Raw genomic sequence first — 13806 nt, forward strand, 5'->3', positions numbered from 1 at the left:
AACCTTCAACACTATTGTGCACCCAAAACTTACTTTCCGGTCACTTCAGGTTTGCTTGCTCATTCTCTGGCTTATCCTTGCTACCATTTGAACGCCACCATAACTGAGCACGCTCGCGATTAAATGGAGGTAAAATATTCACATCAATAGTAGTTGTTTTGAGGGCTGGAAAAATACCCTGATACGAAGACAGGTCCTCTGCACTCTTATCGGTGATGGTTACATCAAATGTACTACCAGCAAAGCCAGTGACATTCTGGTCCACCAATGGAATCACCGGCCCAGCACGAAACTCATCACTCTGGCGTTCACGCATCACACCTGAAGCACGGCCAATATATGTGACACTGTCAGCCTTTACTTCAATATCTCCATGTACTGGCATCATACATTGAGCCATCAAAAAAATGCTTCGATACATACAAGAGGCACCACGAACAACATAATGCCCCGGAGTCAGCTCCATCCTCAGTAAATAACGCGTACCGTTAGCACTTGAGACGGTACCATCCATATCTGTTTTGAAGTTATGTCTATCTGCCCTTTCTTTTGCGTCTGGAGTCTCAACATGTGCCACAAGTATCTGTGGCTGGTAATCTGTCTTATACTGGTTAGACACTTCCATAGACATTAGAACTAAACCTTTACCATTTAGTTCAAGTGTTTTTGTTTCCTTGGTCAGGCCCATGTCATGAACAGTTGCACAGCCTGAGAAAAACAAGAGGCCTACTAACATCGTCGATGAATATAGAGCACTTTGTTTAAAATTATTGATCCCCATTCCCCTGAAATCCCCCCCTCATATTGTGAATTAACCACAACCGCAAAGCATACACAAATATATTTCAAGCGCTGTCCCCCAAATAGGGGACAAGAGGTGATAATTTGTGACGAAAAAGAAAAGGCTCCCGTAGGAGCCTTTGTTAAGCTAAATCAGTATGCTCAGATGTGAATGGCACGATCATCTGCATCGAGCACTGATTCGTGAATCATCTCGGATAACGTCGGGTGCGGGAACATATGATGCGCCAGCTCCGCTTCAGTGGTTTCCAGTGTTTTGGCCACACCGAGAGATACAATCATTTCAGTTGCTTCAGCACCCACGATATGAGAACCGAGCAGTTCACCTGTTTCAGCATGGAAGATCGTTTTCACCATACCTTCAGTCTCAGCCAGCCCCATCGCCTTACCGTTGGTGCCGTAACCCATACGACCTACTTTGTACGGAATACCCTCTTCCTTGCACTGGTTTTCGGTTTTACCACATGAACCCACCTGTGGCTGGCAGTAAGTACAACCAGGAACATTACCGTAATCGACAGGGTGCGGATGTTTTTCGGCAATCGCCTCGACACAGACTATGCCTTCATGACTTGCCACATGGGCGAGGGCCGGAGCACCAACCACATCACCGATTGCATAAACACCCGCATGATCGGTGCGATACCAGTCATCGACTTCAATGGTATTACGCTCAACCTTCATCGATGTGTTTTCCGCACCAATGGCATCTGTATTACCAATGACGCCAACCGCAACCAGACACACATCACCTTCGATGCTCTCCTGCTTGCCTTTGGCCTCATATTCAACCACGGCCTTGCCATCGATATTTTTAGCAGATGACACCATTGCACCGGTAATAATTTTGATCTTCTGCTTCTTGAATGAGCGCGCTACAACCCTGGAAATCTCATGATCTTCCAAAGGCAGAATCTGATCAGCAGCTTCAATGACTGTAACATCAGAACCCATCGCCTTATAAAAGTAGGCAAATTCCATTCCGATAGCGCCCGAACCAATCACTACAAGTTTCTTAGGCAAGCTTGTTGGCGCCAGCGCCTGTTTGTAGGTGATGACCACATCATTATCCACATCCATGCCAGGGAAGGCGCGTGCGCGTGCTCCTGTTGCTACGATCACATGTTTGGCCGTAACCTGTTTCTCATTACCCTCAGCATCCTTCACCATCAACTTATTATCAGCTTCGAATGTCGCGTAGCCTTCGATGTGTTCAACCTTGTTCTTCTTGAACAGAAAGCCGATACCATTATTCAATTTGGCAGAAATAGCGCGTGAGCGGGCAACCGCCTTCTCGAGGTCCGGATTGACCTCAGTCACACCCAGGCCCAGTGCATCACCACTGTGTTGAATGATATTGATCACTTCGGCTGTACGCAGTAGCGCCTTGGTCGGAATACAACCCCAGTTCAGGCAGATACCTCCCAGATGGGTCGACTCGATACAGGCAACCTTCAGGCCCAGTTGAGCTGCACGAATCGCAGCCACATAACCGCCTGGACCGGCACCAATGACTACGACATCGTATTCACCATCGGCATTGAACAGGCCTGCAGGTTTCAGATTCAGCTCTTCAGTTTCTTCTGCATCATGCGCGGCGTGTGCTGCAACGGATGCGGGATGCATATCAGGTGCGGATTCAGCACCCAATGCTGCGGCCTCTTCTGAAGAGACATCTTCATTAATTTCAACAGGGTTTTCCATACCGGATCCCGAAGGCATATAGTCGTCTGCAACCTCTTCATCATCTTCACGAATCACGGCGATCGGTGCACCAACAGTTACAATAGAGCCTTCCGGTGAAAGTATCTTATGCAGAACGCCCTCATCAACGACTTCCATCTCCATCGTTGCTTTGTCGGTTTCCACCTCAGCCAGTACTTCACCGGAAACCAGTTCGTCACCTTCGGCCTTCAACCAGCGGGCAATACGCCCTTCGGTCATAGTCGGTGATAACTGGGTCATAAAAACATCAATCGGCATCTCGAATCCTCAATAATAATGAATCACGAACAGGTAGGGCAAAATGGAATGCCGGACCCTGCTTTCTCGCAATCGGGTTAAATCAGTACGCTGGCAGGTTTTTCAATATGCGTCTTCAGTGCAGCCAGGAACTCTGCCCCAACCGCACCATCCACCACGCGGTGGTCACATGAAAGCGTGAGTGTCATCATCTTCTTAACAACAACCTCGCCGTTCTCAATGACAGGACGCTCATCTGTACCACCAACAGCCAGAATTGCACCTTCAGGCGGATTCACAATGGCAGCGAACTGTTTTACACCATACATGCCAAGGTTGGATATAGAGAAGGTACCACCGGAATACTCTTCCGGCTGCAATTCACCGGCACGAGCCCGTACAGCCAGCTCTTTCACTTCACCAGAGATATCGGTAATGCCCTTCTGCTCGGCAAACCTGATCACAGGTGTAATCAGACCGCCATCAATCGCCACGGCCACAGAAATATGTGCATGTTTATGTACCAGTGTATCGCTTTCCGTCCAGCTCGCATTGGCTGCAGGCACGTCCACCAGAGCCTTGGCTACCGCTTTGATCACAAAATCGTTTACGCTAAGTTTAAATGCACCATCCGCTGCTTCATTAAGCTGAGCCCTGAGATCCATCAAGCGATCCATGGCAACATCCACACTGAGGTAGAAGTGCGGAACCTGCTGTTTGGATTCCGTCAAACGGCGGGCAATGGCCTTACGCATCATCGAGTTCTCTACACGTTCAAACTCATCTTCATGGTAAGGTAGCGGCCCGGTTGGCATCGGACGCGGTGGCGGTGCCACCACGGCAGCAGTTGCTCCACCCAGATTAATACCGACCCGGACTGCCTTTTCGACATCTGAGCGGGTAATACGTCCATGCGGACCTGTACCTGTAATAGCGGCCAGATTGATACCCTTCTGTTTGGCTATCCTGCGTGCCAGAGGGCTTGCCTTGATGCGACCCTTTCTAATCACAGGGGCTGAAGGCTGTGCAACAGGGACAGTGGCTTTTGCTTCTGCAGCCTGCGCCGCTGCCGGCTGCTCCGCGACCACTTCTTCAATCACTGCAGGTTCTCCTGCATTGTCTGCAGGTTTATAATCATCAGGGACCGTTTCATCATCTTCAGCAATCACTGCAATAGCTGTACCAACCGCAACGATTGAACCTTCAGGTGAAAGGATTTTATGCAGAATACCCTCATCAATGACTTCCATTTCCATGGTCGCCTTATCAGTTTCCACCTCGGCCAGAATTTCTCCTGATTCCAGTGTATCGCCTTCCTTCTTTAACCAGCGGGCAATTTTGCCTTCGGTCATCGTTGGCGAAAGCTGCGTCATAAACAGATCAATCGGCATTGTTACCCCTTAAGCCCTTCCGCACGCCACACGTGCAGCCTCAACAATTTCAAGCACACTCGGTAGCGCCATGGCTTCCAAATTGGCCGCATATGGCATCGGTACATCCTTACCAGTCACACGAATGACCGGTGAATCAAGATCATCAAAACCGCGCTCCATAATGCGGGCAGATATCTCAGCACCGATACCGGCAAATCGCCAACCCTCTTCCACAACTACAGCACAGTTGGTCTTCGCTACTGATTTTAGAATGGTGTTCTCATCCAATGGTCGAATCGTACGCGGATCAATCACTTCGGCTTCGATGCCCTGCTCAGCCAGAACTTTCGCCGCTTCCAGTGCAAAGCCGGTCATACGCGAATGTGCCACGATTGTAACATCTGTGCCCACACGTTTCACATCTGCAACGCCAAGCGGGATGATATATTCATCATCCGGAACTTCGCCAACATCACCATAGTTGATCTCATTTTCGATAAATACAACCGTATCATTGTCACGAATGGAAGCCTTCAATAGCCCCTTTGCATCAGCCGGATTCGATGGCATCACCACTTTAAGACCGGGCACATTCGCCAGCCAGTTTTCCAGACTCTGTGAATGCTGTGCGCCCACACGTGCAGCCGAGCCGCCAGCACCACGGAACACCATAGGTACATCGTACTGGCCGCCTGACATATACTTCATCTTGGCCGCAGCATTAACAATCTGATCCAGTGCCAGAATAGCAAAGTTCCAGGTCATAAATTCAATCACCGGACGCAGGCCAGCCATAGCAGCGCCTACACCAAGACCGGCAAAACCGAGTTCAGTAATTGGCGTATCAATCACACGTTTGGGGCCGAACTTCTCCAGCATGCCCTGTGATACTTTATAAGCACCATTGTATTCAGCGACTTCTTCGCCCATGAGGAAAACGCGATCATCACGTTTCATCTCTTCAACCATCGCCTGGTTCAGTGCTTCACGATAGGTAATTTTACTCATCTCAGCTCACCTTGCCCGGATACGGATATGCATGTTCAATCGGATCATTATAGATGTCAGTCCACAACTCGGATGCATCCGGTTCAGGCTGTGCTTCTGCTGCCTTACCGATAGCTGCAACCTCTTTTTTGATATCTTTATCTTTTTGTTTGAAATGCTCTTCAGTAGCAAGGCCAGCCTTAATCATCTGAGCCTGTAGACGCGCAATCGGATCGCGGCCACTTCTCCATTCATCTACCTCGGCGCGCGTACGATAAGTTGCCGGATCTGACATGGAGTGCCCGCGATAACGATAAGTCATCGCCTCAACCAGCATCGGCCCTTTACCTGAACGCGCATGTTCCATGGCCTCGCGCATCTTCTTGTCGAATTCAAGTACATCCATGCCGTCGATCTTCATGCCCGGAATTTTGAATGAAATACCACGTTTAAATAACTGTGTTTCTGCCGATGCACGATCCAGTGAAGTACCCATGGCGTACTGGTTGTTTTCTACCACAAACACGATAGGCAACTTCCAAAGTGCGGCCATATTGAATGATTCGTACACAGCACCCTGATTAATGCCGCCATCACCCATAATACAGATGGTCACACGGCCGTCGTCCTTATACCAGCTGGAAAAACCGAAACCGAGACCGATGGGTACCTGCTCACCAACAATGCCATTACCGCCGGCAAAGTTTTTCTCGGCGTCAAACATGTGCATAGAGCCGCCCTTACCTTTAACAACGCCACCAGCTTTACCCAGCAATTCAGCCATCACAGCCGTAGGATCAGTACCACGCGCCAGAATATGGCCATGGTCGCGGTAGCTGGTCATCATATAATCAGCAGGTTCAGACGCCTGATGCAGGCCTACGCAAACAGCCTCCTGCCCGTTACACAGATGGCAAAAACCACCGATCTTTTTCAGACCATAAAGCTGGCCCGCCTTCTCTTCAAAACGGCGAATAAACAGCATTTGGTCATGCATCTCATGCAGCTTCTCTTCTGCATAAAAGAAGCCGTCATGTGTAATGCCAGCTTCCTGTTTCTGCTTTGCAGGCATAGTGCCCCCATAATTTTATTTTGGCCGAATGATGCCCAAGCGCACGCATACCAGCAACCTGCACCCTTATGTGGTCTTTTTCACACCTGTTTATTCACGTCTGAATCCATTGATAAATATACAGAATTCCCTAAATCAAAGAAGGGAACCTCACCTTCTTTTCAACAGCTTGCGAAGCCGGGGCAAAAGAGGTTGCATTGGCAGAAAGGATGACAACAGGAGCTGCTGATGAGTGAGAATCGCAGACTGGTTTACAGTACCGAGCAGGGATCGCTGGATAAACCGATGCAGAAAAACAGATCTGCAAGTAAGAAAAGACGTAAAAATGCATCTGCTTCCCCTGCAATCAAGAACCCGAACAAACAGGGCGTACGTATACGCAGGGAATCCAAGGGGCGTGGCGGTAAAACTGTCTGCATTGTGGATGGACTGGCTCTGAACGATGAATGCTTGAAAAAACTACTCAAAACTCTGAAAGCCCAACTGGGCACGGGTGGCGCCATAAAAGGCGAGCTACTTGAAATACAGGGTGATCATCGAGATAAACTACTTTTGCTGCTGGAAAAACAAGGCATTCAGGCCAAACTGGCCGGAGGCTGAAAAAAGAAAAGGCGGAGTTTGCACGCTCCGCCTTTCAAGATATCTAGTTATAGGATTCATCGTAAAATGATTGTTACTGCTGCTGACAGTGTGGCTAGTATGTATCAATTTTGTGTCACTTCAGTGACATGCCTCACAATACGAATAAAAGATGAATGAAATATGAAATGCACATGCCATGCATTCACTCAGTATCAGTTCTCTGCGTACAACGCCGCCAGAATAGGCCCTGCGCCGGCATCCAGCACCTCCTGAGCGAGAGCACTTCCAATGGACTCAGCATCAGCACGCAAACCCGTTGCTTCACGCTTAATCACTATCGTACCGTCAACTGAACCCACCAGCCCTTTCAAATGCAGTGAATCACCATCAAGCGTGGCATAGGCTGCAATCGGCACCTGACAGCCACCTTCAAGCGTAGCCAAAAATGCGCGTTCAGCTTTGGTACGGGCCACGGTATCCGCATCATTTAGCTGATCCACCAGAGCATTGATGACATCGTCCGCATCACGGGTCTGAATACCCAGCGTACCCTGCGCCACAGCAGGTAACAGCTCTTCTGTATCAATAAAGTCGTGCATCAAGTCCTGCATACCCATACGCTTGATACCGGCTGCAGCCAGAATCACCGCATCGACTTCCTCGCCCAGCTTGGAAAGACGTGTCTGTATATTGCCGCGAATTGAAGTAAACTCGAATGATGGATATTTAGCCCTGATCTGAGCGACACGACGCAGACTGGAAGTGCCGATAGTGGCCCCTTCAGGCAGACTGTCCAGACCACCCTTGGTAATAGTCGCAATGGCATCACGCGGATCTTCCCGTTTGGGATGGGCGCGAATACTGGTACCTTCCGGCAATACAGTCGGCACATCCTTCATGGAGTGCACTGCGATATCAGCACGCCCATCAAGCAACGCCTCATCGATCTCTTTGGTAAACAGACCCTTACCACCCACCTGTGCCAGAGGCACATCCAGGATTTTGTCACCCTTGGTAACAATTTTTACCAGCTCTGTCGTCACGGACGGGTCCAGACGCTGCAGTTCAGCGGATACATGTTCAGCCTGCCACAGGGCAAGCGGGGAACGACGGGTAGCAATACGGATGTGAGACATGGAACCTCCAGAAGTAGAGCGAACCGTAGCGACAGAGGCCGGTTTACTCAAAAGAAATCAGCAGAAGTCTGGAAACTCAGACATCAGGCTTCATTTTCTGCAGAAAATGCAGACAGGTGTCACCATAAGGGCGAGACTGAACACATGACCAGCCATCAGGCCACACAGGTTTCACTTTTGTGGATTCCTCGACAATCAGGCGGTCACAGCTGATTTCACACTTGTCCAGCCAGGCAGGTATCTGCTCGCTAAAGCCCTGCTGATATGGCGGGTCAGCAAAAACAAGCTCAAAATGCTCGCCAGCCAGCGAAGCCAGTCCCTTCTCCACACCGATGGTTTTAATTTGCCAACGATCAGACAAAGCCCATGAGTCTCGTATACTCCCCATTTCACGAGTCAACCTGCGATTCAATTCAATCGATACAGCAGAAGAGGCCCCGCGAGAAATCGCCTCCAGCGCCATGACACCGGAACCAGAAAACAGATCGAGCAGTCTCATATCATCCAGAGGGCCGAGAATATTAAACAGAGCCTGACGCACCTTGGCTGGCGTCGGACGCAGGCCCGCAACATCAGGCACCCTGATCACTCGTCCCCGCAAACTTCCTGCAGTAATTCTCATGGTTAACGAAAAACCTTAATCCAGCTTAGAACCGACACGCACACGACTCCAGCTTTCCGGCTTCAGAAAACGCGATGCCTGTGTCCTCACTGCATCCAACGTCACTGCAGCAACCCGTTCCGTCCATACACTCAGGTAATCCAATGGCAACCCATAGATACCTATCATGGAGATCAGCCCCACACGCTCCCTGTTTGAATCCATACGCTGTGCAAAACTGCCAACCAGATTCTCTTTACTTGCCTTTAACTGTGCTGAAGTAATTTTACCCGCTGCCAATTCAGCAAGCACTGAGCGCACCACGGTTTCTGCCTGTTCGGCCTGATCAGCACGCGTCTGCAGGCTGATGACGAAGGGACCAGGCACAGCAAGGGGTGAAAAATAGGAATAAACACCATACACAAGACCACGCTTTTCACGAACCTCTTCCATCAATCTGGAACCAAACCCTCCGCCACCAAGCATATGGTTCAACACAAATACAGGAAAAAACCCGGCATCGCTGCGTGCAACTCCGAGACGTGTCATATGCACCATGGTCTGACTGGTAGGCATCTGTACATCCACACTTTTAGCAGCCGTCACTTCAGGCTGCGCAATACCTGCCAATGTTTGCGCTGGTTTTCCCTGCCAACCATCAAGCTTTGCCTCAAGCAAGGGTAGCAATTCAGCCAGCGTGATGTCACCGCTGACAGCTAACACTGCGCCCTGTGGTTTTATCTGCCTGCCGAACAAGTCTTTCACATCATTCAGAGTAAGCCCTGCCAGCGACTGCATAGTACCCGCGGGTCTATGTCCATATGGGTGGTCACCGAACAATGTTTCAGCAGCAGCTTGTGCAGCCTGCACACCCGGCTCTTCCTTTTCTTTCTGCGCAGCGGCCAGCGTATCCTGCTTCATGATGGTGAATCGTTGTTGATTCCAGCCCGGCTGCTTTAGCACCTCGCTAAAGGCATCCAGCCCGGGGTTTAGGGCATCTTTTAATACCGTTAAGGAGAGGGTCAATGTGTCGTAACTGGCGCTGGCTGCCAACTGAATGGCGTCCTGATCGAGCATATCTGCCCAGGCGATATTATCATGCATGGCGGTATGATCTGTCAGCATGCCAGCCAGCATGGTCGCAGTGCCTTCCTTCCCCTTCGCATCAAAAGCACTGCCGGCAGGCAAGACCAGCGACATCGACAGCATCGGCACATTATGTGCCTCCATCAGCAATACAGTACTCCCATTGGAAAGCGTGGCCTTCTGGATCGGCGGCACAGCCAATGCCGCAGGCGTGGCCATAAACAGTGAAATAAACAGCACAATCAGACGCAAGCTCATGATTTGACCTCCGGTTTCAGTAAGCCTGTGGTGGAACGATCCCGTTTCAACCAGCGTTTGACCGCCGCCTGAATATCAGAGGGCTCTACCTTTTCAATCTCATCCAGCCAGTTATCACGATTTTCCGCGCCTATTCCCACCACCTCCATGCGACCGATTTCTTTGGCACGCAAATAAAGTGAATCCTGAGCAAACACCTGTGCTGCAATGATATTTCGCTTGGCTGCACGCAGTCGTTTCACATCCACAGGTTTCCTTTCCATATCATCGATCAGAGCCCACAAGGCGCCCTCAAATGCTTCCGGACTCTGACCCGGCCCTAACATGCCGTAGGCATACCAGAGATCCAGCCCCATGGACGAGGCGTCATAACCAGCGCCTGCAGCAAAAGCCTTACGCTGTTGATCGACAATTTCACGTGATAAACGTGCTGAACGACCTCCGGCCATAATGTGGGTAGCCAGCGTCAGAGCTGCAACTTCACGATCATTTTCTCCCGGCTTCCAAACCGGAGTTGGAATCGTAATGGCCAGCATGGGCAATTGTGCCGGCACTTCAACATTGATGCGCTTGGGGCCGAACGGTTCCGGCTCAACCGGATTAAAGCGGGCAGCAACAGGACGTGATTTCAATCGCCCGAAACTCTTTGCCACCACCTTTTTCATTTCGGTAAAATCAACATCGCCAACCACGACGACGATGGCGTTATTGGGTACATAATGTTTCTTATAAAAGGCCTTCACATCCTCAATGGTCAATTTCTCCAGATCCTGCATCCAGCCGATGACCGGATTACGGTAGGGGTGCAATCGCAGGGATGCAGCAGATAGTTCTTCGAACATGCGGCTGTTCGGATCATCTTCGGTACGCATACGGCGCTCTTCCATGATCACTTTGATCTCTTTTTGAAAATCCTCGTCACGCAACTTCAGATTGGCAAAGCGCTCCGCTTCCATATTGAGCACTTTCGCCACTTGGCTTGAAGGTACCGTCTCAAAATAGGCGGTGTAATCAGTGCTGGTAAAAGCATTGTCATTGCCACCCATGGCTGAAATGCGCCTGCTGAATTCACCCGGCCCCAATTCTTTCGAACCCTTGAACATCATATGTTCGAACACATGCGCCAAACCTGTTTTGCCGGGCAACTCATCACGCCCACCAACCTTCAGCCAGACCTGAACCATGGCAACAGGGGCGGAGTGATCCTCTTCGACAATCAATTTTACACCGTTCTTAAACTCAGCCTGCTGCAATTGTGCCGCTTGAGCGGACGCAATGGACAGAACGGTCAAGATCAGCAAGGTAGTCAATCGAAATAACATGTACTCTCCGGATAATCGAAATTCAGACCGGCGATGATAGGGGGAAACATCGTTGTGACGCAAACACCATCATCCTCTGCTTTCAACTGGCTGCTCACCACTGCCCCGCATTCTGAAACCCTGAAGTAAATGGCATCGTGAAGCGCCTCACCCGCAAGGCTACAAGCATCAGTTGCGGGGACAGAAGCCTCCCCACGACAGTGACAGCAAGGTTTTTCCCTATGAAAATTAGAACTTTATCCCCTGTTTGGGGGACAGACGACCTGTTTTTACACTGTTAGGATTGCCAACCTTGTACGGGCAGCATTTCAACCTCCCGAACAGGAGAACTCCGCAGGTGGGCTGCGTGCCACGGGAAGTGGGTAGATCACTCGACTGAATTTGATAAAACAAACTGCGGGGAGTACACAAATCCTTCATTCTGCGAATTATCCTGTTTGCCCCGGCTCGCTGGAAAGCTGCCCGGACACTCCCCACTTTTTTTCGGCCAGATACTATGATGGTGGTACCATGTCGAAACCGACGATTAACAAGTCCGGTCCTACTACTCATGTCAGTGTTTCTATCTCGTGAGTACAGGCAAAATCGCGATAAAACGTACTGTGATCATTTCGCAATAACGAAATGATTATTAAATAACTGGAATTGAATCCAAGTTCTGTGGGGATGATGAATAATACAACCCACACATGAATAGTTTTTTAGATTCTTTTCAGAAAATTATTTCCATTAAGATCATCGTTAATATGATAAAAGCAACCCCGGAGGCAATTGTAAATGATTGTATGGTACGCCCTTTCATTGTGCTATCTCCCTTCTTCTGAATTCTTAATGTCTTCATTATAGCACAATATCCCCCAAGTGCGCTGCGACCCATCCACCCCCCCGAATTGAACACAACGTTGAGATATATTCATCCGGATGGTTCTGGTTGCTAACAGTCGGCCAATGCGTAGCCTGCCGTCCCCTTATTAATCACTAACCAATCCGGAGCAGCTATCTCATGGCCTCTATTAAACAAGCGCTTATCAGCGTTTCAGACAAAACAGGTGTGGAAGGCTTTGCCAAAGCACTGAGCGAGCGTGGTGTGAAGATTCTTTCCACCGGCGGTACAGCGAAGCTACTGCGTGAAGCAGGCATTGAGTGCCGTGATGTGTCGGACTACACAGGCTTTCCGGAAATGATGGACGGGCGTGTAAAAACACTGAACCCGAAAGTACATGGTGGCATTCTTGCCCGTCGCGATAACGATGGCGACCTCGCCTCAATGGCCGAGCACGGCATTGAGCAGATCGATCTGGTCTGCGTAAACCTCTACCCGTTCCGCGAAGCGGTTGCCAAAGATGGCTGCACGATTGATGACGCAATTGAAAACATCGACATTGGCGGACCGTGCATGGTCCGCGCTTCGGCCAAAAACCATAAGTTTGTCACCATTGTTGTTGACCCGTCCGATTACGGCATGGTGATCAATGCGATCGACCAGAATGAACTGAACGATCAGATCCGTCGTGCACTCGCCACCAAGGCGTTCGCACATACGGCTGCATATGACGGTGCGATAGCCAACCACTTCTCGGCCCTGAACAGCGACGGCTCCAAACGCAAGTTCCCGGACATCTTCACCCGCCAGTTTGTGAAAACTGCGGACGAGTTGCGTTATGGTGAAAACCCGCATCAGAACGGTGCATTTTACGCCGATATCGAAGATCAGGGTTTGAGCCTGGCCGATTGCGAAGTGCTGCAGGGTAAAGCGCTCTCTTATAATAATATTGCCGATGCCGATGCGGCATTTGCCTGCGTTCGTGATTTCACTGATAACGCCGCTGTCATCGTCAAACATGCCAACCCGTGCGGTGTCGCTGTGGGCGGTGCCCAGGAAGTCATTTATGAGCGTGCCCGCGCTGCTGATTCAACATCAGCCTTCGGTGGCATTGCTGCATTCAACCGTCCGCTGGAAGGCGCAACAGCCAAACTGATTGCCGAAACCTTTATGGAAGTGGTCATCGCACCGGGCTTCTCTGATGAAGCGCGTGAAGCACTGGCAGGTAAGAAAAACCTGCGCCTGCTGCTGGCGCCATCGGCTGATGCTGTTGCCGGCGGTCTGGAATTTAAGCGCGTGAATGGTGGTCTGCTGGTTCAGGAGCGCGACGCGCACATTCTGGATCGTGATGCCTGCAAGGTGGTGACAGATCGCGCACCGACTGAAGAAGAGTGGAACGATATGTTGTTTGCATGGTCTGTGGCCAAACATGTGAAATCCAATGCGATTGTGTTTGCGAAGAGCGGCGTAACACTGGGTGTCGGTGCCGGCCAGATGAACCGTGTGAACTCTACCCGCATTGCCGCCCATCATGGTGGTGAAGCGATCAAGGGTTCAGCAGTGGCATCCGATGCATTTTTCCCGTTCCGCGATGGCGTGGATGCGCTGGCCGAAGCCGGAGCCAAAGCCGTGATTCAGCCGGGTGGTTCGGTGCGTGATGAAGAGGTGATCGCCGCGGCCAATGAACATGGCCTTGCCATGATCTTCACCGGTATCCGTCACTTCCGCCACTAAGAAAATCAATGTACGGCAGGGGAAATCAGCCTCTGCCTGTGCGCATTATTATTTACATGCGTCCATTAT

At 50.4% G+C, this 13806-nt stretch carries 11 protein-coding genes; 2 read left to right on the plus strand and 9 right to left on the minus strand.

Going from position 1 to position 13806, the window contains the following annotated elements; genetic code table 11:
• Nucleotides 1-40 precede the first annotated feature (40 nt).
• The 5 genes from MMIC_RS05810 to pdhA form a co-directional block, all read right to left on the minus strand.
• Entirely contained in the window at nt 41-781 is a 741-nt protein-coding gene (locus MMIC_RS05810; protein WP_072659524.1) for a hypothetical protein, read from the minus strand.
• A 161-nt stretch (nt 782-942) separates the two neighbouring features.
• The gene (gene lpdA, locus MMIC_RS05815) at nt 943-2784 is read right to left on the minus strand and encodes a dihydrolipoyl dehydrogenase (RefSeq protein ID WP_072659525.1); all 1842 of its coding nucleotides are present in this window, start codon (nt 2782-2784) and stop codon (nt 943-945) included.
• 77 nt (nt 2785-2861) lie between these two features.
• Nucleotides 2862-4154, minus strand: coding sequence for a pyruvate dehydrogenase complex dihydrolipoamide acetyltransferase (locus tag MMIC_RS05820; protein WP_072659526.1), 1293 nt, complete (start codon nt 4152-4154; stop codon nt 2862-2864).
• Nucleotides 4155-4163: 9 nt separating this feature from the next.
• A complete protein-coding gene (locus tag MMIC_RS05825) occupies nt 4164-5144 on the minus strand; it encodes a pyruvate dehydrogenase complex E1 component subunit beta (RefSeq protein ID WP_072659527.1) in 981 nt (326 codons plus the stop codon).
• A 1-nt stretch (nt 5145) separates the two neighbouring features.
• Nucleotides 5146-6195 (minus strand): pyruvate dehydrogenase (acetyl-transferring) E1 component subunit alpha, encoded by a 1050-nt coding sequence (gene pdhA, locus MMIC_RS05830; RefSeq protein ID WP_072659528.1) that lies wholly within the window; start codon nt 6193-6195, stop codon nt 5146-5148.
• A 228-nt stretch (nt 6196-6423) separates the two neighbouring features.
• Here pdhA and MMIC_RS05835 point away from each other — a divergent pair, with 228 nt between their 5' ends.
• Nucleotides 6424-6795, plus strand: a complete 372-nt coding sequence (locus MMIC_RS05835) for a translation initiation factor (RefSeq protein ID WP_072659529.1) — start codon at nt 6424-6426, stop codon at nt 6793-6795.
• Nucleotides 6796-6989: 194 nt separating this feature from the next.
• Here MMIC_RS05835 and hemC read toward each other — a convergent pair whose 3' ends face one another.
• From hemC to MMIC_RS05855, 4 genes are all read right to left on the minus strand, one after another.
• On the minus strand, nt 6990-7913 hold the full coding sequence (gene hemC, locus MMIC_RS05840) for a hydroxymethylbilane synthase (RefSeq protein WP_072659530.1): 924 nt from the start codon (nt 7911-7913) through the stop codon (nt 6990-6992).
• 76 nt (nt 7914-7989) lie between these two features.
• Nucleotides 7990-8535 carry an RsmD family RNA methyltransferase gene (locus MMIC_RS05845; RefSeq protein ID WP_072659531.1) on the minus strand — a complete coding sequence of 182 codons (546 nt, stop codon included), beginning with the start codon at nt 8533-8535 and terminating at the stop codon, nt 7990-7992.
• A gap of 15 nt (nt 8536-8550) precedes the next feature.
• Complete coding sequence (locus MMIC_RS05850; protein WP_072659532.1) at nt 8551-9858, minus strand: M16 family metallopeptidase; 1308 nt, start codon at nt 9856-9858, stop codon at nt 8551-8553.
• Nucleotides 9855-11180, minus strand: a complete 1326-nt coding sequence (locus MMIC_RS05855) for a M16 family metallopeptidase (RefSeq protein WP_072659533.1) — start codon at nt 11178-11180, stop codon at nt 9855-9857. Before MMIC_RS05855 ends, MMIC_RS05850 begins: the two co-directional genes overlap by 4 nt.
• 1003 nt (nt 11181-12183) lie before the next feature.
• Between MMIC_RS05855 and purH the strand changes: the two genes are divergently transcribed.
• Nucleotides 12184-13737: a bifunctional phosphoribosylaminoimidazolecarboxamide formyltransferase/IMP cyclohydrolase gene (gene purH / locus MMIC_RS05860; protein ID WP_072659534.1), complete on the plus strand. Its 1554-nt coding sequence runs from the start codon at nt 12184-12186 to the stop codon at nt 13735-13737.
• Nucleotides 13738-13806: the final 69 nt, after the last annotated feature.

It is taken from the genome of Mariprofundus micogutta, assembly GCF_001895085.1.
GTDB lineage: Bacteria > Pseudomonadota > Zetaproteobacteria > Mariprofundales > Mariprofundaceae > Mariprofundus > Mariprofundus micogutta.

Bases quoted from the DNA above. Each gene is read 5' to 3' on its own strand.
- MMIC_RS05810 (WP_072659524.1), bottom strand. From the start codon at position 781: ATGGGGATCAATAATTTTAAACAAAGTGCTCTATATTCATCGACGATG.
- lpdA (WP_072659525.1), bottom strand. From the start codon at position 2,784: ATGCCGATTGATGTTTTTATGACCCAGTTATCACCGACTATGACCGAA.
- MMIC_RS05820 (WP_072659526.1), bottom strand. From the start codon at position 4,154: ATGCCGATTGATCTGTTTATGACGCAGCTTTCGCCAACGATGACCGAA.
- MMIC_RS05825 (WP_072659527.1), bottom strand. From the start codon at position 5,144: ATGAGTAAAATTACCTATCGTGAAGCACTGAACCAGGCGATGGTTGAA.
- pdhA (WP_072659528.1), bottom strand. From the start codon at position 6,195: ATGCCTGCAAAGCAGAAACAGGAAGCTGGCATTACACATGACGGCTTC.
- MMIC_RS05835 (WP_072659529.1), top strand. From the start codon at position 6,424: ATGAGTGAGAATCGCAGACTGGTTTACAGTACCGAGCAGGGATCGCTG.
- hemC (WP_072659530.1), bottom strand. From the start codon at position 7,913: ATGTCTCACATCCGTATTGCTACCCGTCGTTCCCCGCTTGCCCTGTGG.
- MMIC_RS05845 (WP_072659531.1), bottom strand. From the start codon at position 8,535: ATGAGAATTACTGCAGGAAGTTTGCGGGGACGAGTGATCAGGGTGCCT.
- MMIC_RS05850 (WP_072659532.1), bottom strand. From the start codon at position 9,858: ATGAGCTTGCGTCTGATTGTGCTGTTTATTTCACTGTTTATGGCCACG.
- MMIC_RS05855 (WP_072659533.1), bottom strand. From the start codon at position 11,180: ATGTTATTTCGATTGACTACCTTGCTGATCTTGACCGTTCTGTCCATT.
- purH (WP_072659534.1), top strand. From the start codon at position 12,184: ATGGCCTCTATTAAACAAGCGCTTATCAGCGTTTCAGACAAAACAGGT.